Source organism: Massilia sp. Dwa41.01b, from assembly GCF_014171775.1.
Lineage (GTDB): Bacteria > Pseudomonadota > Gammaproteobacteria > Burkholderiales > Burkholderiaceae_D > Telluria.
Genome location: NZ_CP050454.1, coordinates 2,064,819 through 2,083,537, shown reverse-complemented (window position 1 = coordinate 2,083,537; position 18,719 = coordinate 2,064,819). Strand labels below are relative to the sequence as shown.

Genomic DNA, 18,719 nt, shown 5'->3' with positions numbered 1-18,719 from the left:
GCGAATTAACGCGCGGTGGTATTGGTGGTGCGGTGATGATCGTCGTGCTTGCGGCGCAGGCCGAGGAGACCCGCCAGGCCCAGCAGGCCGAGCCAGCCGTAGTCATGGTCTTCTTCCTGCACCGGGACCGTCTGGGTCGTGGTGGTGGAGCCCGTGGTGGCAGTGTCGGCGGCCGTATTTTGAGCATGCAGCGGCAGTGCGCAGGCAGCGGTCAGCGAAACGGCGAGAATGGTTCGACCTGCAATAGCTTGTACTTTTTTCATAATTCACTCCTGGGTTATTGAACGTCGATTTTAATTAATGGCTAACCACTATCTTGCAAGCCTCTGCAAGAAGCGGATTCAACCGTGAAGCCAGTATAGACAATTCAATATGCATAGCGCGTTCGCTAGCCTTCAGGAAATAAGACACGCCCACCCCTATTTTACGAAGCGCCTGAAAGTTTCTGCCGATCGGCGCTTAGCTGTATGCCAATGTATTTCCAGACGCAGGCCGGTGCACGATCGCGCAGCCAGCCGTGTGAAGTGGGAACGGGCGAATCGCTTACCATCGAACCGACACCGCATCCGGCTACGGCGCCGGTTCATTCGACCATTCGAAGGGAGTACCGCATGCTAAAACTAGGAAACATGGACAACTCGCGCGTCGACCGCTTGGGCGCCCTCGCCGCGCACATCGTCGAACATGCGCTGGCATCGGGCCTGAGCTGGGACGAATCCATCATCGCCTTCGGCATCGCGGCGAAAGCCATTGCCGCCCAGGCCGCGGTGGAAGGCACCGGCACCCTGGACGCCTGCGTCGCGCACGCGGCCAACCGCCTGCAGTACGGCATGGACCAGGGCGCGGATGTGCTGAAGGCTTACCTGCGCTGAAATGGTTCGCCTGCCTCCAGCGCCTGCGCCAGGCTTCGGATCAGCGGGGCGAAATCGCCGTACAATCAGGCTATCCTTGAAGGAACGACAACAAGACTGGAGGAGACACGATGCAACAGAGCCTGAGCTATGTCCACGGTGGCCACGACGTCCCCCTCATCGGCCAGACGATCGGCCCCTTCCTGGCCGACATCGCCGCCCGCCATGGGGACAACGAGGCGCTGGTGGTGCCGCACCAGGGCGTGCGCTGGACTTACCGCGAATTCGACGAGCGCGTCACGCGCCTGGCGGCCGGCCTGCTGGCGCTTGGCCTGCAGCCGGGCGAGCGCATCGGCATCTGGTCGCAGAACTGCGCCGAATGGGTGCTGGTGCAGTTCGCCACCGCGCGCGCCGGCCTCATCCTCGTCAACATCAACCCGGCCTACCGCCGCTCCGAACTCGAGTACGTGCTGGAGAAAGTCGGTTGCCGCGCGCTGATCCTGGCGCCCAGCTTCAAGTCGAGCGACTACATCGGCATCGTCAATGACGTGATTCCCGAGTTGGCCGCGAGCGAACCGGGCCAGCTGGCCTCAACCCGCCTGCCCGAGCTGCGCCACCTGATCCGCCTCGGCAGCGACAGGACGCCCGGCATGCTCAATTTCGACGCATTGCTGGCCGAGCCGAGCCAGGCCCAGCGCCAGCAACTGGCCACCATTGAAGCGGCGCTGCAGTTCGACGATGCGGTGAACATCCAGTTCACCTCGGGCACCACCGGTTCGCCCAAGGGCGCCACGCTCACCCACCACAACATCCTGAACAATGGCTTTTTCGTCGGCGAAGCGATGAAGCTGTCGCAGCGCGACCGCCTCTGCATCCCGGTGCCGCTGTATCACTGCTTCGGCATGGTGCTGGGGAACCTGGCCTGCGTGACGCACGGCGCGACGATGGTGTTCCCGGGCGAGAGCTTCGAGCCGAAGTCGGTACTGGCCACGGTGCAGGCCGAGCGCTGCACGGGCCTGCATGGGGTGCCGACGATGTTCATTGCGCTTCTCGACCATCCCGATTTCGGCCAGTACGATCTGTCGACCCTGCGCACCGGCATCATGGCCGGCTCGCCCTGCCCGGCCGAGGTGATGGGCAGGGTCATCGAACGGATGCACCTGACGGAGATCACGATCGCCTACGGCATGACCGAGACCTCGCCAGTCAGCTTCCAGAGTGCGACCACCGACCCGGTACCGCTGCGGGTGTCGACCATCGGCCGCGTCCACCCTCACCTGGAAGTGAAGATCGTCGACGCCGACGGGCGCATCGTGCCGCGCGGCGTGAAGGGCGAGCTGCTCACGCGCGGCTATTCCGTCATGCTGGGCTACTGGGGCGACGAGGAGAAGACCCGCGAGACCATCGACGCGGCGCGCTGGATGCATACGGGAGACCTGGCGGTGATTGACGAACAGGGCTTTGCGACGATCGTCGGGCGGGCCAAGGACATGGTGATCCGCGGCGGCGAGAACATCTATCCGCGCGAGATCGAGGAATTCCTGTACCGCCACCCGAAGGTGCTCGACGTGCAGTGCGTGGGCGTGCCGGACGCGAAGTATGGCGAGGAACTGTGCGCCTGCATCGTGCTGCGCCCCGGCGAGAGCGCGCTGGAAGACGAGATCCGCGATTTCTGCAAGGGGCAGATCGCGCACTACAAGGTGCCGCGCTACATCCGTTTCGTCGACAGTTTCCCGATGACGGTGACGGGCAAGATCCAGAAATACCTGCTGCGCCAGCAGGTGACGACGGACCTGGGGCTGGCCGGGTGATCCGGGTTTCGTAGGGTGGACGCGGCCGGCGAGGCGGGTCTCCCGTCCGCCCTACGCGCGGGCTTACGTTAAAGGCGAGCGGTCCTACCCGAGCACGCGGCTGAACCGGATCGTATATTCCTGCTCGCGGCCCTCGGCCGTCCAGCGCTGGCGCGCTTCCAGGCCGGTCTCGCCGACGCGGTGCCAGGAAAAGCGGCTCGGGGCGCTGACCGGCTCGAAGACGGCGCTGTCGTCCTTGACCTCGGTGGCGCGCCAGCTGAGCTCTCCCCAGGTCGAAATGATCTCGCCATCCTTGAAAACGATGGTGCTGCCGTCCGCCGGGTCGATGAAAGCCGCGCTGGAATAGCTGTGCGAGCGAAAGGTGGCGGGGTCGAGCCGCTCGTATTCCTCGTAGAGCTCCTTGCCTTCCTTGTTCAGGCCCTGCCAGCGCCCGGTCAGGAATTGCAGTTTGGCGAAGTCGTCGATGCTGAACATGCGGGTCTCCCGGTCGTCACGGATGAGGTCAATGAAAACGGCGAAGGGACACGCTATCACGACGCCCGCGCGGACGCCGCCAGCTTGCGTGGCGCCTTCGGCGCCGCCATTACCCGCCCTTCAGGCCAGCCGCAGCGGCAGGGCGCAGGCGCTGCCCGGTCAGCTTGAACACGGCCGCCGCCACCGCCGGGGCAATCGGCGGCACGCCCGGCTCGCCCACGCCTTCCGGCGCCTCGGCGCTCGGTACGATCACGGTCTCGACCAGCGGTGCGCGGTCGATGCGCAGCACCGGATAGTCGCCGAAATTGCTTTGCTCGACGCGCCCATCCTTGATCGTGATTTCGCCGCCCAGCGCGGCGGACAGGCCGAACACCACCGCCCCTTCCATCTGCTGGGCCACGATGTTCGGGTTGACGACGATGCCGCAGTCGATTGCGCAGACGACCCGGTGCACGCGGACTTCCTTGTCTTCCACCGAGACCTCGGCCACCTGCGCGACGATGCTGCCGAAGGACTGGTGCAGCGCGACGCCATGGGCGCGCCCAGCCGCCGGAGTGCCCGCTTTCGCGACCGCCGCATCGAGCACGGCCAGGTGGCGCGGGTGGTCCTTCAGCAGTGACCGGCGATAGGCGACAGGATCCTGCCCGGCCGCATGCGCCACCTCGTCCATGAAGGACTCCTTGAAGAAGGCATTGTGCGAGTGGCCGACCGAGCGCCAGTAACCGAGCGGCACGGCGCTGTCGACGATGACATGGCGGATGCGCTGGTTGCGGATCTCGTACTGCATGTCGTACTCGCCCTCGGCCGTGGTCTTGTCCGGCCCCATGCCCGGGAGACCCAGGTTGCGCGGGAAGTACTGGTGGCCGATGGCGCCGCTGGCGGACTTGTTGTCCCAGGTCAGCAGGCGGCCGTCGCTGCCAAGCCGCGCGGTAAAGCGCGCGCCAGCGCGGCCGGACGATACACGTCGTGGGCGGTGTCGTCCTCGCGCGTCCAGATCAGCTGCACGGGCTGGCCTTCGGTGCGCAGCGCGATGGCGACGGCCTGCGCCACCATGTCGCCCTCGAGGCGCCGGCCGAAGCCGCCGCCGAGCAGCATCACCTCGATGGCGACATCCTCGCGCGCCACGCCGGCTACCTTGGCGGCGACGTCGACGGCAATGCTCGGCACCTGGGTCGACACCCACAATGTCACCTTGCCGTTCGCGACCTGGGCCGTGCAGTTGATCGGCTCCATGGCGGCGTGGGCGAGGAAGGGAGCGCGGTACTCGGCCGTGACGGTCTTCGCCACGCCATCGGCGTCCTGGCTGCCGCTCTCGAAATAGGCGTAGCCGGATGCGTTGTCGAGCGCGTCGGCAAAGCCCTGGAAGATCGATTGCGAGGACAGCTTCGCCACGCCCTCCTCGTCCCAGCGCACGGTCAGCGCGGCGGCGGCGGTTTTCGCCTGCCACCAGCTGCGCGCGATCACGGCCACGCCGGCACCGGCGCCGGCATACGGGCCAACCGAGGAAGAGACGTCCACCACGCGCACGACGCCCGGCATCGCCAGCACGCTCGAGGCGTCGTACCAGGCCACGCGTGCGCCAATGACCGGGGCCATGCGCAGCGCCGCGTACAGCATGCCGGGCGGGCGCGCGTCGATGCCGAAGCGCGCGCTGCCATCGACCTTGCCGGGCGTGTCGCGGCGCGGCAGGGGTTTGCCGATCAGGCGGAATTCGCGCGGCTCCTTCAGCTTGACGTCGCCCGCGTCGATGCCGGCACCGACCTTGGCCGCGCGCCCCACCAGGCTGGCGTACGAGGCGCGGCGCCCGTCGCGGTGGATGACGAACCCGTTCTCGGTGCGGCAGTGGGCGACAGGTGCCTTCCACGCTTCGGCGGCGGCCTTGACCAGCATCGCGCGCGCCACCGCGCCCGCTTCGCGCATCGGCTGCCAGGCGTCCTTCACGCTGGTGGAGCCCCGGTGAACATGATGCCCAGCTCGCGCCCGATTTTCCCGAGCACCCACTGGGTGCCGTCCTTGACGTTGCCGCGCTCGTCCGGGTGGAAGGGCAGGTTTTCGCGCATCACGGCCAGGTTGCCGAAGATCTTGTCGATCGGCGCCGGGGCGATGCGCACGCTGGCGAGATCGGCATCGAGCTCCTCGACCAGCAGCATGGGCAGCGCCGTGTGTACGCCCTGCCCCATCTCGCTGCGCGGGACCACGACCGAGACGATGCCGTCCGGCGCAATCGCGATCCAGCCATTGAGCGCCACCGCGCCATCCGCTACCGGCAGCAGCGGCATGCTCGTGTGCAGGCGCTGGCGCGGCGGGCGCGTGCCCCAGCCGACCAGCAAGGCGCCGCCGGCCACCAGGCCGCCGAGCAGGAAGCGCCGGCGCGTGCGCGACGGCTGGCCGGCGCTAGGTGCCGGCGTCGTGCCGGGCGGGTTCGTGTCTCTCATTGTTCCTGGTTCCCCATTCTTGCAGCAGCACCTCTGGCGCCAGCGGCCGGCCGTACAGGTAACCCTGCGCGCGCGTGCAGCCGTGGCGCAGCAGGAAGGCGGCCTGCTCGTCGTTTTCCACCCCCTCGGCGATCACCGAGAGGTTCATGCTCTTGCCCAGCTGGATGATGGCGATCGCGATCGCCTCGTCGTTGGAGTCGAGCGCGATGTCCTTGATGAAGCTGCGGTCGATCTTCAATACGTCCACCGGCAGCTGTTTCAGGTAGGCCAGCGAAGAGTAGCCGGTGCCGAAGTCGTCGATGGCCAGGCCCACGCCCAGCGCATGCAGCTGGTGCACGAAGGCCGTGGCGTCGGCATTGTCCATGATGACCGACTCCGTCACTTCCAGCTGCAGGCGCGCCGGCGCGAGGCCCGTGGCCGCCAGCGCGGCGCTTACCAGCGGCGCCATCGCCCCGCGCTCGACCTGGCGCACCGACAGGTTCACCGCCATCTTCGGCACCGCCAGCCCGGCCGCGTCCCAGCGTACCATCTGGCGGCAGGCCTCGAACAGGACCCATTCGCCGAGCTGGTTGATGAAGCCCGAATCTTCGGCCATCGGAATGAAGCGCACCGGGCTGACCAGACCCAGCTCGGGATTCTGCCAGCGCACCAGCGCCTCGACGCCGATCAGGCGGGAACTGGCAATTTCCACCTGCGGCTGGTATTCGAGGAAGAATTCGTTGCGTTCGATCGCGCGCCGCAGCAGCGCGTCCATGCGCAGGCGTTCGATGCCCTCGCCATCCATCTCGGGCGCATAGAACTGGTAGCCATTGCGCCCGCGCGACTTGGCCTGGTACATGGCGACATCGGCGTTGCGGATCAGGAGGTTCGGGTCCTGGCCGTCGTCCGGGAACACGCTGATGCCGATGCTGCCGGTGACGAACAGCTCGTGGCCGGACACGGTGAAGGGCTGTTCGAACAGCGCCATCATCTTGGCCGCCACCTGGCCGGCGCCGAAGCCGCCCGCCACGTGTTCGAGCAGGACGATGAATTCGTCGCCGCCCAGGCGCGCCAGGGTGTCGCCGTCGCGCAGGCGCTCGCCCGGGCGGCGGCCACCTGCTTGAGGAGCTCGTCGCCGACGTGGTGGCCAAGGGTGTCGTTGACGTTCTTGAAGCGGTCCAGGTCGATGAACATCACGGCCAGCTGCTGCTGTTCGCGGGTGGCGCGGCCGATCGCATGCAGCAGGCGGTCCTGGAACAGCAGCCGGTTCGGCAGGCTGGTGAGCGGGTCGTGGTGGGCCAGGTAGTCGAGTTTTTCCTGCGACTCCTTCAGGCGCGTGATGTCGGAGAAGACGCCGACATAATGCGTCACCTCGCCGGCATCGTTGCGCACCGTGGAGACGGTCAGCCACTCGAGATAGGTCTCGCCGTCCTTGCGCGTGCTCCACAGTTCGCCGCGCCAGAAGCCGGTCTCGGCCACCTGTCGCAGCATGCCGGCATGGGCCTCGCCGTCGTGGCGGCCGGCGCGCGTGACCAGCCAGGACTGGCCGACCACTTCCGCGCTGCTGTAGCCGGTGATGTGGCTGAAGGCAGGGTTGACGGTGACGATGGTGCCATGTGCGTCGACCACCATCACGCCGTCGGCGATGTGCTCGATCACGGTGGAGGACAGGCGCAGTTTTTCCTCGGCTGCCTTGCGCTCGGAGATGTCGGCAAAGACCCAGATGTTGCCCGCCTCGGGGCGGCCGGGATCGATCGAACTGCCGCTCACCAGGCACCACAGCAGGCTGCCGTCCTGGCGACGGAACTGGCGTTCGTGGCTGGGGTCGCCGCCGCGCGCGAGCACCGGGAAGTATTTGTCCTCGGCCCGGGCGTGCTCGTCGTCGCTGACGAACAGCACCGAGGCCGGCTTGCCGATCAGGCTGCCGTCGGGATAGCCGAACAGTTCTTCGGAGCGGCGGTTGACCGAGACGATGCGGCGCTCGCGCGTGAAGACGACGCCGAACATGACGTTGTCGAGGATCGCGCCCTGCTGGGCCAGCAGCGCTTCGATGCGCATTTCATTGTTCTTGCGCTCGCTGATGTCGGAAATGATGCCGTCGACCCAGAAGCCGGGCTGGCCGGGCCGGCCCTGCGGCTGGCCGCTTTCGAGCACCCAGCGTTCGCGCCCGAGGGCATCGGTAATGCGGTATTCGATCTCGTAGCTGCGTCCGGACAGGATGGCGTCGCGCGTGACCTGGCGCTGGATGCGCCGGTCTTCCGGCACCACCAGGTTCGACCAGTCTTCGGTGCTGCCGCGCATCAGGGTTGCCGCCGGGTAGCCGGAGATGTCTTCGATGGCGTCGCTGACGAACTCGATCGGGCCGCCCGGATGGGCGCGGAACACGGCGCCCGGCACCTGGGTGACGATGGTGCGGAATTGTTCCTCGCGGCGCGCGACGTCGACGAACAGCTCGCGGATGGCCACCCGCATGCGCTCCATCTGGTAGCCAAGCCGCCCGAGTTCGCCGGTCGCTTCCAGTACCAGGGGGGTGTCGAAGTCGCCGCGCGAGAGGCGGTCGGAAAAGCCGGTCAGGGTGCGCAGCGGCATGCGCAGGCGGCGGCGCAGGAAGGTAAGGATCAGGCTCAGGGACACCAGCACCTGCACCGCCAGCACCAGCGCGTAGTCGCGCTGCTTGCGGTGCAGTTCCTGCTCGCTGCGCAGGTCGTCCATTTCGATCGTCAGCTGGCCGATGTGTTCGCCCTGGACGACAACGTCGCGGCTGGCCCGCACCACCCGGCCAAGGGGACGCGCGGGCGCGCGCGCATCGATGAATCCGGTGTCGGAGGTGCCGCGCACCTGGACGCGCACGACGGAAGGGTCGCGCATGACCGAGTCGACCAGCGAACGCGCCGCTTCGGTGTTCATGTTCCAGAGCGACTCCTGCATGCCGAGCGAGAGGATGTCGGCATTGCGCTGCAGGGTGTCGTTGAGTTCGGCGACGGTGGCGCGGCGTTCCTGCACGCCGAGCAGGAAGTAGCTCGCCAGCAGCGCCGGGATCACCAGGCCGCAGGCGACGACCACGAGCAGCGCGCCATAGATCGACCTGGCGTAGAGCCTGCTCAGTCTGGACGGTAAAGCGCGCACATCAATCCGGGGCATGGTAGTGGCCGCAATGGGTGGTGCCGGGGCTGCCGGCATGAATCGTGGAAAGGTCGACGCCGCGATTATGCACCTGCTTGTTGCCGAAAGTCACCAATTCCGCTGGTGACGGCGCACGCGAAACCGATAGTCGCAGACTGAGCGATCCCACTGGTTACGCCGCTATCATCGCACAGCCGCGCGCCGCCGAAGGTGCGCTTCTTAACGGTGCTCAGGTGTAATGACGATGCGCCCCGGCCGGGGCAGCCCACGGTCAGGTGTTGCGCCTGGGATAGCCCTGGGCCAGGATGCGCTCCCAGACGGCTTCCTTCTGCTCGGCGCTCATGACCACCCACTGGGAGACTTCGGCCACCGTGCGGCCGCAGCCGCGACAGATTTCGTCGAAGGTGGTGGAGCAGACCGCGACGCAGGGGGTGTCGGGACGCGGGGTCGTCCCGACAGGACGCGGGGTCGTCCCGACAGGACGTTGCGACTCCGTGCGCTCCGGGTCGGCGGGCGTCGCGCCCATGTCAGCGGGCGGGGCCGACATCGAGCTTGTCCCAGCCGTCGTGGCCGAGCTTTTCCATGGTCTCGATATTCTTCTCGAAGATGTCGGCGGCATCCGGGAAGGCCTCGACGGCGCGCTCGATGCTGTCTTCGCGCAGCAGTTGCAGGATCGGGTAAGGCGCGCGGTTGGTGTAGTTCTCGATGTCGTTCTTGTCGGTATCGGCGAACTGGTAGTCGGGGTGGAAGCTGGCCACCTGCAGTTCGCCATCGAGGTGCATGTCCTCGACGGCGGCATCGGCGACATCGAGGAATTCGTTGTAGTCGAGGAAGTCGTTCAGCACGAAGGGGTGGATCAGCAGGGTGGTGTCGACCTGCTCCGCCGGCGTGTCCGAGAGCAATTGCAGCTCGTCCATCAGCTGCTCGAGGAGGGCCTCGGGCGTGCGCGCCGGCGAGACGACGTAGCGCACCTGCTCCTTGACATAGACGGACTTGGCAAACGGGCACAGGTTCAGGCCGATGACGGCCCGCTCCAGCCAGCCGCGGGTGGCGGCGACGATGGCGTCGTCGTCGGCATTGGTATTAGCGGTACTCATGTGATGCTCTCAGATAGTGAACCGCGCAGGCGAAGGTGCAAGGCGGTGTTACCCGGATTGTACGCACAGTTTGCGTGCGCTCATAGGCCACTCATCCATGGCGCGTAAGTTCGTTTCATGGCGAACGCGGCTGCCATCCCCGGCCCGTATTGGTAAGCAAACAAGCATGCGGAATGGTTGAGTTGTTTCCTTGTAGAATGTTGTTCTATCCAAATATTGGGCATACTCGGTGGGGTATCCGTTTTTCTTACCCTCCGCACCCTATGTAAAATTCTTTGCCAGATCCGCATACCCCATGCGTTCGTTATCAAAGGAATCGCGTGTTAGCAAAAAATATAGACAAAAAATTTTGTAACCGTGGTCCCGAATTGCTTGACTGGCTCGACAGCTGCTACTTACACTGCCCCCTTATCGTCAGTCCGCAGTTCCTGGACGCAACACTGGAAGGCTATGTACGACATGACCCGCAAACACTCTATCGCTACGGCACTGGCGCTGCTCCTCTCGGCACCGCTGGCCCACGCCATCGACACCGCTCCGGTCAGCGCCATGCAGAATGCTGCCGTCGCGCGCCCTGCCCTCGGCACCGGCCCGGCCGCTTTCAGCAACGTGCAGCTGAAAGTCGACGAATACAAGGAAACCGACGTCTGGGGCCGCATCCGCAGCGGTTATGCGATTCCCGACATCAGCAACAACCTGGTCGAGCGCCACGTGCGCTCCTATAGCAGCAAGCCCGACTACATGGCGCGCATCTCCGGCCGCGCCTCCCTGTACCTGTTCCACGTCGTCCAGGAACTGGAAAAGCGCAACATGCCGACCGAACTGGCCCTGCTGCCGGTGATCGAATCGGCCTTCAACCCGCAGGCGCTGTCGACCGCCGACGCAGCCGGCATCTGGCAGTTCGTGCCTGGCACGGGCCGCGACTTCAACCTCAAGCAGAACACGTTCAAGGACGAGCGCCGCGGTGTGCTCGCCTCGACCGACGCCGCCCTGACCTACCTGCAGCGCCTGTACACGATGTTCGGCGACTGGCAGCTGGCCCTGGCCGCCTATAACTGGGGCGAAGGCAACGTGCAGCGCGCGATCAAGAAGAACCAGTCGCTGGGCAAGCCAACCGATTTCGAAAGCCTGGCCGAGCTGATGCCGGCGGAAACGCGCAACTACGTGCCGAAGCTCCAGGCCGTCAAGAACATCGTCGCCAACCCCGGCCAGTACAATGTCTCCCTGCCGGCGATCGAAAACCAGCCGTATTTCACGGCCATTGACAAGACCAGCGACATCGACCTGGTCATTGCCGCCCAGCTGGCGGAAATGTCGGTGGCCGAGTTCAAGGCGCTGAACCCGCAATTCAAGCGCCCCGTCATCACCGGCGACGACCGCACCAAGATCCTGCTGCCGCAAAAGAACGCCGAGAAATTCCACCTGAACCTGGCGCAATGGGGTCAGGCACTGTCGACCTGGACCACGCACAAGATCACGGGCGCCAAGGAAAGCATCGCTTCGCTCGCGTCGAAGTTCGGCACCACCCCGGAAGTCATTCGCCAGGCCAACAACATCCCGGCACAGACCCGCCTGAAGGCCGGTTCGACCATCCTGGTGCCGAAAACCTCGGCCACCATGCACTCGGACATCGCCGAGAACATCGTCGACGGCGCCGTCATGGCACTGGAAGCGGACCGCGGCGACAAGCGCAGCGGCGCCCGCACCCAGCGTTTCAAGACCAAGGCCGTAGCCGGTACGCGCGTGAGCCGCGGCACTGACAGCCGCCGCAAGCACCGTTGAAAAAAGCACCCGGTCCGCCGGGTGCGCTACAATCAACCACGCAGCGCAAAATTCGCCCACACGATTCTTGCGCTGCATCAAATCGACGACACTCTGCACGCTTTCCCAAAGTGCTGTATAGTGTCGTTTGTGCGTTGCAATACAGGTCGCGACACCCAGTCGCCCGACAAGCAGCGCGCAAAGCCAAACACAGCAGTTTAACAAGCAGCATCGCAGCCAGGCATACCGTGTCCGGTAGCCTTCCATAAAGCCCTCCCGCCCTGCGTGTCGATCCTTGACACCGTCCCGGCGCAAAGCTTTTGTGCCGAAATTTCTTTCATCTCTGAGTCATTTCGTTCTGTTGGTTCGCGTTGCTATTTCGCGCTCGTCACCACGACCGAGCGCGGATCACTACGGAAAGTAAAGAAAACAATGAGTTTTGAAGCACTAGGCCTCCACGCCACGATCGTCAAAGCAGTCCTCGAAGCCGGTTACTCGGTCCCGACCCCGGTGCAGGCACAAGCCGTGCCGGCCGCCATCGAAGGCCGCGACCTGCTGGTCTCCTCGCAAACCGGTTCGGGCAAGACCGCGGCATTCATGCTGCCGGCCCTGCACAAGCTGGTCAGCGCCGAGCCTGCACCGGCCCCCGCTCGTACCCCTGCGCAGGAAGCGCAGTCGGCCCGTTCGCGCGGCGAGCGCGTCCGTTTCACCGCAGCCAAGCCGAAAATGCTGGTGCTGACCCCGACTCGCGAACTGGCCCTGCAAGTGACCACCGCGACCGAAAAATACGGCAGCTACATGCGCCGCATCCGCGCCGTGTCGATCCTGGGCGGCATGCCTTACCCGAAGCAGATGCAACTGCTGTCGAAAAACCCTGAAATCCTGGTGGCGACGCCGGGCCGCCTGATCGACCACATGGAGTCGGGCAAGATCGATTTCTCGGAACTGGAAATCCTGGTCCTGGACGAAGCCGACCGCATGCTGGACATGGGCTTCATCGACGACATCGAGAAGATCGTGGCCGCCACCCCGGCCAGCCGCCAGACCATGCTGTTCTCGGCCACGCTCGACGGCGTCGTCGGCAACATGGCGCGCCGCATCACCAGGGACCCGCTGACGATCCAGATCGCCAGCGGCACCAAGCGCCACGAGAACATCGTGCAGAAGGTGCACTTCGTCGACGACCTGTCGCACAAGAACCGCCTGCTTGACCACCTGCTGCGCGACGAGTCGATGGACCAGGCCGTGGTGTTTACCGCCACCAAGCGTGACGCCGACACCATCGCCGACCGCCTGAACATCGCCGGCTTCGCAGCCGCCGCGCTGCACGGCGACATGCACACCGGGCGCGCGCAACCGCACCTGGACAGCATGCGCCGCGGCCAAGTGCGCGTGCTGGTGGCGACCGACGTTGCCGCCCGCGGTATCGACGTGCCGACCATCACCCACGTGGTGAACTACGACCTGCCGAAGTTCCCCGAGGACTACGTGCACCGTATCGGCCGTACTGGACCGTGCCGGCCGCAATGGCGTCGCCGTGTCGCTGGTGAACCACGCCGAAGGCATGAACGTCAAGCGCATCGAGCGTTTCACCAAGCAGATCATCCCGGTCGACGTGGTGGAAGGTTTCGAGCCGAAGCGTTCGGCACCGGCACGCACCGGCGCCCGTCCAGGCGGCTGGAAGCCGGGCGACGGCCGCAGCGCCGCCAAGCCGGGCCAGCGCAGCTTCAGCAAGCCTTCGGCTCCGCGTGAAGGCGGCTACAGCCGCGACGCGGCACCGCGCGAAGGTTTCCGCACCGGCCCGAGCGCCGGCGCACCACGCCGTGAAGGTAGCGGCGGCTACCGCGGTGCCCATCCGCGTTCGGCCGACGGTGCCCGTCGCAGCTTCGGCGACAACTAAGTTCTGCCCGCAATGAAAAACGGCTGCCTCGGCAGCCGTTTTTTTTCGTCCACGCGGCCGCGCGCACGCGGCGCGCTCATGCGGCATGTTCCTCGGGACGCTGTTCCAGCCCCTGCCCCTCGCCGCGGCCAGCAGGCGCCCGCCGTTCACGCCGCGGGCCCACCCCCTGCGCTCGACTGGCTGCGCATGTCCCCGCCTCCTGGCGAGAAAATTTTCCCAGATCAGGAGCCAGGCTGCCGGAATCAGCAGGAACAGGCCGCTCTGCATTGCCGGCGTGCCGACATACTTCAGCCAGTCCGTCCGGAGCAGGCCGTGGAGCAGGCTGACGACCAGCGCCAGCATGCGTGCAATCGCGGCCGGCAAGGCCATGGCGCGGCGGCCCAGGTCCGCGCCTGCCGCGGCAACACGATCGGCAGCCCGGCGCACATCGTGCGGCCGTACGGCGCGCGCGGTGATGTGCCTGGCAGGCTCCGGCGTGTACCGGGCCTGCGTCGAGGGCGATTGGCCGGCAGCCAGGACGGGCATGCCAGGCAACAGCGGGCGCCGCGCTTCCCGGGCACGCAGGCGCTGCGACAGCAAATAGAGCGCGAGTCCCGCTCCCGCCGATGCGCCCACTGCCACCCATGCCTTGTCCTTGAAGCCCATCTTGCCACCCCGTGCTGCTTTTTCGTTTCCCGTGGGAGTATTACACCTCAGCCGGCGAATGCCTGGAATCGGATCACTCCTACCGACGTGTCGGCGCATGCCCAAGGCGGGGATCGGAATCCCACGCTCCGTACGCGGTTTGTCCTCCCGCCACAAGCCGTATAATCCCCATCTCACCGCTTTCCTGCCTGCCGATGGACCGTCCCCGCATCACGATCGTCAGCCCCGCTGCTGCCGCCGACAACAACGGGAACTGGCACACCGCCAGCCGTTGGGCCGCCTTCCTGGCCGATACCTGCGAGGTCGACCTGGCAAGCGGCTGGCCAGGCGCGGACGAGATGGCGCCGGATCTGCTCATCGCCCTGCATGCGCGCCGCTCGGCCGCCGCGCTGGCCGCCTTTTCCGCGCGTTACCCGGAGCGGCCGCGCGTGCTGGTCCTGACCGGTACCGACCTCTACCGCGACATCGATACTTCGCCCGAGGCGCAGGCCGCGCTGGAGCAGGCCGATGCGCTGGTAGTGCTGCAGGAAGCCGCCCTGGAGCGCCTGCCTGCAGGGCTGCATTCAAAGGCACGCGTGATCTACCAGTCCGCCCCCACCCTGCCCGCGCTGGCGCCGGCGCCCTCCGGGCACACCTTCTGCATGATCGGCCACCTTCGCGCCGAGAAGGATCCGGCCACTTTCATGCGCGCGGCAAGCCTGGTGACGGCGCCCGGCGTGCGCCTGCTGCATATCGGCGGCCCGCTCGACCCTGGCCTTGCCGCCGCGGCGCGCGCCACTGCCGCGCGCCACCCGCGCTACCGCTGGCTCGGCGCGCTGGCGCACGAGGAAACGCGCGCACACCTGCGCCGCAGCCGGGCACTCGTGATCGCGTCGACCATGGAAGGCGGCGCCAACGTGATCATCGAAGCCGTCACGAGCGGCGTGCCCGTGATCGCATCGAATATCGACGGCAACCGCGGCATGCTGGGCCCCGACTATGCCGGCTATTTCCCGGTGGGCGATGCTGTCGCACTGGCGCGCCTGATCGAGCGCTGTGCAGCCGACGCCGTTTTTGACGCCACCCTGCGCGCCGGGTGCGCGCGCGCGCGCCGCTGTTCGCCCCGGCGGCCGAGCAAGCGGCGCTGCGCGACTTGGTGGATAATCTGCTGCGCGATCACCCGCCCCGAACAACGAACGACTGGAAACGACCATGAGCCTCCCCCCGACCATCAAACTGACTTCCTTCTCCCACGGCGGCGGCTGCGGCTGCAAGATCGCCCCCGGCGTGCTGGCCGAGATCCTGAAGAAGTCGAGCGGCTTCCCCGTGCCGCCACAGCTGATGGTCGGCATCGAGACCGCCGACGACGCCGCCGTCTACAAGCTCAACGACGAGCAGGCCCTGATCGCCACCACCGACTTCTTCATGCCCATCGTCGACGATCCCTTCGACTTCGGCCGCATCGCCGCCACCAATGCCATCTCGGACGTGTATGCCATGGGCGGCACCCCGATCATGGCACTGGCGCTGGTCGGCATGCCGATCAACAAGCTGCCGCTCGAGACCATCGGCGAGATCATCCGCGGCGGCGAATCGATGTGCGCCGAGGCCGGCATCCCGATCGCCGGCGGCCACACGATCGACTCGGTCGAGCCGATCTACGGCCTGGTGGTGATGGGCCTGGTCCACCCGGGCAAGGTCAAGCGCAACGCGGACGCCCGTGCCGGCGACGTCCTCATCCTCGGCAAACCGCTGGGCGTGGGCGTGCTGTCGGCGGCGCTGAAAAAAGATGCGCTGGGGGCGGACGGCTATGCTGCCATGATCGCCAACACGACCAAGCTGAACAAACCAGGCAAGGCCCTGGCCGACATGAAAGGCGTGCACGCGCTGACCGACGTCACCGGCTTTGGCCTCCTGGGCCACCTGCTCGAGCTGGCGCGAGGCGCGAACCTCACCGCCGAGCTCGACATGGGGGCGATCCCGCTGCTCCCTGGCGTGCTGCAGCTGGCCCAGGACGGCTTCTTCACCGGCGCATCGGGGCGCAACTGGGACGCCTACGGCGCGGACGTGGCCCTGACCGGGACGCTGACGCCGGCGCAGCGTGCGCTGCTGACCGACCCGCAGACCTCGGGCGGACTGCTGGTGTCCTGCGACAGCGGCGTCGCCGACGACGTGCTGGCCCTGTTCGCGCGCGAAGGCTTCGGCGAGGCGGCCGTGATCGGACGCATGGCGGCGGGGACGCCGCGGGTGGTGGTGGGGGCCTGACGGGCGGTACGCCGTCGAAGTGTAGCGACGGAGCAGATTTATTTGCATCCGTAAGGCAACAAATTGTTTTTTAGAGAATTGTCGGTTGTATAATCCAGGCTGCCGGCGCAGACCGGCCCTGACATCCAATAAATTCTTCCGAGACAATGCGTATGCACACTGCCGCTGCCACCACCACGGCGCCGGATTCTCATCGCCCGCCCTCCTGGTTCGCTCGCCTGGGCGATATCCTGCTCGGCAGCGACAGCCTGCAGCGCCTGACGCTCTCCCTGCTTGGCCTGGCGGGGCTGATCACTGCCACGGTCGTCGGGCTGCTGTGCTACATGGCATCGATCGGCGTGGCCGGCGTCGGCCAGATCGAAGCACTTGCCACCATGTTCCTGCTGTTCATGGGCGGTTTCTATACCTTCATCCGCAGCGGCTTGAACCGCCGCTTCGCCGACCCCACGCTGGCCCTGCCGCAAACCGTCATTGCCCAGTCGCTGATCGCGGCGGGCTACACGATGACGGGCTCGGTCCATGGCGCGACCGTGATCATGCTGGCGCTGGTCATGGTGTTCGGCATGTTCAGCCTGCGGCCGGCCGCCCTGCGCGCCGTCTGCCTGTACACGGTGGCCATCATGGGCCTGGTGACCTGGTGGTGCGCCCACCACCAGCCGGCGACCTACCCCCCGCACGTGGAACTGTTCAATTTTGCGCTGACGGCCATCGTGATGCTGGCCATCTCCCAGCTCTCGGGGCAGCTGATGGACATGCGCACGCGCCTGAAGACGCAGAAGATTGCGCTCCAGGAAGCGCTGGCCCACATCAAGGAAATGGCCGCGCGCGATGAACTGACGGGGCTGCCGAACCGGCGCCGCATGATGACCCTGCTGCAGGAACACGCGACGCGCCACGCGCGCGGCGGGCCGCGCTTCCTCGTCTGCATCATCGACCTCGACCACTTCAAGAGCATCAACGATACCTACGGCCACGCGGCCGGCGACGCCGTCCTGCGCGCTTTTGCGAACCAGGCACAGGCGGTGCTGCGCACGACCGACATGATCGGCCGCTGGGGCGGCGAGGAGTTCCTGCTGCTGTTGCCGGAAACCCCGCCAGGCGACCCGACCGGGCGTGGCGCGCCTGCGCGACACGCTGGCGGCCAGCGCCTCGGTGGCGACGCTGCCGGACTTGCGCGTGCGTTTCTCGGCGGGACTGGCGCGCTACGAGGATGGCGAGCCGATCGACCAGGCGATCGAACGGGCCGACCGTGCGCTGTACGCGGCCAAGTCGGCCGGGCGCAACCGCAGCGTCGTGCTCTGAAGCGCGCGGGCCGCTAGCGCTCGGGCGGCGCCTGGCGTGATGCGGGCTGGCCGGCCCCGCGGCGCACGATGACCGGCTTGTGCAGGCGGTGCAACTGGCGCGCAAGCAGCGCCAGTCCGAACACCAGTGCGATGAACGCTGCCATGACCAGCAGCGGCAAACCCGGGATGACGTCTTGTTCCATCACAGTTCTCCTTGCCCAGCGTCATGCCGGCGCAAGAACCGACTGTGCCATTGGGATTCTTAAGGGAAATTGAGCTGACGCAAGCGTCGTGCTGTGCGGGGGCACATGGATGCCCGCCTGATGCGCTCCGGGTAGCGCCCCGCTTTGCGGGTGGCCGGCCCGGCACCGGGCCGGCTATTGCGCCGCGCCCTGGACTGGCGCCGGACCGGCACCGGCCACCGGCGCTGCCAGCGCCGTATTGATCTCGGCAACGATCTGGTCCAGCATGTCTTCGCCATAGCCGCGGTACACCCGAATGATCTTGCCGTCTCGTCCGATGATGACCATATGCGGGATGCCCTTGACGCCGTAGGCCTTCTGGGCGGCACCATCCGGGTCGTAGGCGAAGTGCATGTTCATCTTTGACACGGCACCGAGCACCTTGCGGAACACCGCACGCTCTTCCGTATTCACGCCCAGCACGTACATGTGCTCCTTGCCGGCCAGTTTCTGCAAATTGTCCAGGATCGGCAGTTCTTTCAGGCAGTATGGGCACCAGGTTGCCCAGTACGACACGACGATGACTTTCCCCGCTTGCCCGGACAGTTTGATGGGCACGCCGTCGAGGGTTTTGCCGACATAGTCGGGCGGCACGTCTCCCGCTGCCAGGGCCGGGGCTGGGGTCGCTTCCGCCGCACCGACCGCCAGGGGGGCGGCCAGGAAAAAGGCGGCCACGGCCGTGATAAGGAGGCGAAGAAAGGCGCCGGGCAGGTGCTGCGGGTTCTTTTTCAAAGCGTTCATGTCATTCAGGTCGAAGGAAGGAAGTCGCCGCGATCAACTCGGCGGCAATGGCAGGGAGCGACGTGCGAGTTGTCACCTATTCAACATCGTACGCTGAAAAATGCTGACAGGCAAGATATTCCAGGTCTGCAAC

13 protein-coding genes and 4 pseudogenes are annotated in these 18,719 nt (G+C 66.3%); 8 read left to right on the top strand and 9 right to left on the bottom strand.

What is annotated here, in order from left to right; genetic code table 11:
* Positions 1 to 5 precede the first annotated feature (5 nt).
* A complete protein-coding gene (locus G4G28_RS09500) occupies positions 6 to 263 on the bottom strand; it encodes a WGxxGxxG family protein (RefSeq protein ID WP_182988075.1) in 258 nt (85 codons plus the stop codon).
* Positions 264 to 611: 348 nt separating this feature from the next.
* Between G4G28_RS09500 and G4G28_RS09495 the strand changes: the two genes are divergently transcribed.
* The gene (locus G4G28_RS09495) at positions 612 to 872 is read left to right on the top strand and encodes a hypothetical protein (protein WP_182988074.1); all 261 of its coding nucleotides are present in this window, start codon (positions 612 to 614) and stop codon (positions 870 to 872) included.
* 110 nt (positions 873 to 982) lie between these two features.
* Positions 983 to 2,662: an AMP-binding protein gene (locus G4G28_RS09490; protein ID WP_182988073.1), complete on the top strand. Its 1,680-nt coding sequence runs from the start codon at positions 983 to 985 to the stop codon at positions 2,660 to 2,662.
* A gap of 84 nt (positions 2,663 to 2,746) precedes the next feature.
* Here G4G28_RS09490 and G4G28_RS09485 read toward each other — a convergent pair whose 3' ends face one another.
* The 6 genes and pseudogenes from G4G28_RS09485 to G4G28_RS09465 all read right to left on the bottom strand — a co-directional run bounded on the left by G4G28_RS09485 (position 2,747) and on the right by G4G28_RS09465 (position 9,770).
* Positions 2,747 to 3,136 carry a hypothetical protein gene (locus G4G28_RS09485; protein ID WP_182988072.1) on the bottom strand — a complete coding sequence of 130 codons (390 nt, stop codon included), beginning with the start codon at positions 3,134 to 3,136 and terminating at the stop codon, positions 2,747 to 2,749.
* 120 nt (positions 3,137 to 3,256) lie between these two features.
* Positions 3,257 to 5,571 (bottom strand): annotated as a pseudogene (locus G4G28_RS09480) (molybdopterin cofactor-binding domain-containing protein).
* Positions 5,531 to 6,592 carry a bifunctional diguanylate cyclase/phosphodiesterase gene (locus G4G28_RS28145; protein ID WP_308602459.1) on the bottom strand — a complete coding sequence of 354 codons (1,062 nt, stop codon included), beginning with the start codon at positions 6,590 to 6,592 and terminating at the stop codon, positions 5,531 to 5,533. Before G4G28_RS28145 ends, G4G28_RS09480 begins: the two are co-directional and overlap by 41 nt.
* Positions 6,538 to 8,691: a PAS domain S-box protein gene (locus G4G28_RS09475; protein ID WP_308602095.1), complete on the bottom strand. Its 2,154-nt coding sequence runs from the start codon at positions 8,689 to 8,691 to the stop codon at positions 6,538 to 6,540. The genes G4G28_RS28145 and G4G28_RS09475 overlap by 55 nt, the downstream gene beginning before the upstream one ends.
* Positions 8,692 to 8,944: 253 nt before the next feature.
* A complete protein-coding gene (locus tag G4G28_RS09470) occupies positions 8,945 to 9,199 on the bottom strand; it encodes a DUF1289 domain-containing protein (protein ID WP_183108285.1) in 255 nt (84 codons plus the stop codon).
* Between the two features lies 1 nt (position 9,200).
* A complete protein-coding gene (locus tag G4G28_RS09465; protein WP_182988070.1) occupies positions 9,201 to 9,770 on the bottom strand; it encodes a DUF1415 domain-containing protein in 570 nt (189 codons plus the stop codon).
* 459 nt (positions 9,771 to 10,229) lie between these two features.
* On the opposite strand from G4G28_RS09465, the gene G4G28_RS09460 reads away from it, so the two are divergent.
* The 6 genes and pseudogenes from G4G28_RS09460 (at position 10,230) to G4G28_RS28965 (ending at position 17,622) form a co-directional block, all read left to right on the top strand.
* Positions 10,230 to 11,552: a transglycosylase SLT domain-containing protein gene (locus G4G28_RS09460; RefSeq protein ID WP_182988069.1), complete on the top strand. Its 1,323-nt coding sequence runs from the start codon at positions 10,230 to 10,232 to the stop codon at positions 11,550 to 11,552.
* Between the two features lie 411 nt (positions 11,553 to 11,963).
* Positions 11,964 to 13,431, top strand: a pseudogene (locus G4G28_RS09455) (DEAD/DEAH box helicase).
* Positions 13,432 to 14,270: 839 nt separating this feature from the next.
* A pseudogene (gene senB, locus G4G28_RS09450) lies at positions 14,271 to 15,125 on the top strand (selenoneine biosynthesis selenosugar synthase SenB); the annotation flags it as partial.
* 142 nt (positions 15,126 to 15,267) lie between these two features.
* Positions 15,268 to 16,320 (top strand): selenide, water dikinase SelD, encoded by a 1,053-nt coding sequence (gene selD / locus G4G28_RS09445; protein WP_183108284.1) that lies wholly within the window; start codon positions 15,268 to 15,270, stop codon positions 16,318 to 16,320.
* A gap of 146 nt (positions 16,321 to 16,466) precedes the next feature.
* Positions 16,467 to 17,354: pseudogene (locus G4G28_RS09440) on the top strand (GGDEF domain-containing protein); the annotation flags it as partial.
* Between the two features lie 79 nt (positions 17,355 to 17,433).
* A complete protein-coding gene (locus tag G4G28_RS28965; RefSeq protein WP_374039796.1) occupies positions 17,434 to 17,622 on the top strand; it encodes a diguanylate cyclase domain-containing protein in 189 nt (62 codons plus the stop codon).
* 13 nt (positions 17,623 to 17,635) lie between these two features.
* On the opposite strand, the gene G4G28_RS09435 is transcribed toward G4G28_RS28965, so the two are convergent.
* Both G4G28_RS09435 and G4G28_RS09430 read right to left on the bottom strand, forming a co-directional pair.
* Entirely contained in the window at positions 17,636 to 17,806 is a 171-nt protein-coding gene (locus G4G28_RS09435; RefSeq protein WP_183108282.1) for a hypothetical protein, read from the bottom strand.
* 174 nt (positions 17,807 to 17,980) lie between these two features.
* Positions 17,981 to 18,586, bottom strand: a complete 606-nt coding sequence (locus G4G28_RS09430; protein ID WP_183108281.1) for a TlpA disulfide reductase family protein — start codon at positions 18,584 to 18,586, stop codon at positions 17,981 to 17,983.
* Positions 18,587 to 18,719 lie beyond the last annotated feature (133 nt).

What these genes read in the sequence shown, in the direction of transcription:
- G4G28_RS09500 (WP_182988075.1), bottom strand. Translation starts at nt 263, where the DNA reads ATGAAAAAAGTACAAGCTATTGCAGGTCGAACCATTCTCGCCGTTTCG.
- G4G28_RS09495 (WP_182988074.1), top strand. Translation starts at nt 612, where the DNA reads ATGCTAAAACTAGGAAACATGGACAACTCGCGCGTCGACCGCTTGGGC.
- G4G28_RS09490 (WP_182988073.1), top strand. Translation starts at nt 983, where the DNA reads ATGCAACAGAGCCTGAGCTATGTCCACGGTGGCCACGACGTCCCCCTC.
- G4G28_RS09485 (WP_182988072.1), bottom strand. Translation starts at nt 3,136, where the DNA reads ATGTTCAGCATCGACGACTTCGCCAAACTGCAATTCCTGACCGGGCGC.
- G4G28_RS09475 (WP_308602095.1), bottom strand. Translation starts at nt 8,691, where the DNA reads ATGCCCCGGATTGATGTGCGCGCTTTACCGTCCAGACTGAGCAGGCTC.
- G4G28_RS09470 (WP_183108285.1), bottom strand. Translation starts at nt 9,199, where the DNA reads ATGGGCGCGACGCCCGCCGACCCGGAGCGCACGGAGTCGCAACGTCCT.
- G4G28_RS09465 (WP_182988070.1), bottom strand. Translation starts at nt 9,770, where the DNA reads ATGAGTACCGCTAATACCAATGCCGACGACGACGCCATCGTCGCCGCC.
- G4G28_RS09460 (WP_182988069.1), top strand. Translation starts at nt 10,230, where the DNA reads ATGACCCGCAAACACTCTATCGCTACGGCACTGGCGCTGCTCCTCTCG.
- selD (WP_183108284.1), top strand. Translation starts at nt 15,268, where the DNA reads ATGAGCCTCCCCCCGACCATCAAACTGACTTCCTTCTCCCACGGCGGC.
- G4G28_RS09435 (WP_183108282.1), bottom strand. Translation starts at nt 17,806, where the DNA reads ATGGAACAAGACGTCATCCCGGGTTTGCCGCTGCTGGTCATGGCAGCG.
- G4G28_RS09430 (WP_183108281.1), bottom strand. Translation starts at nt 18,586, where the DNA reads ATGAACGCTTTGAAAAAGAACCCGCAGCACCTGCCCGGCGCCTTTCTT.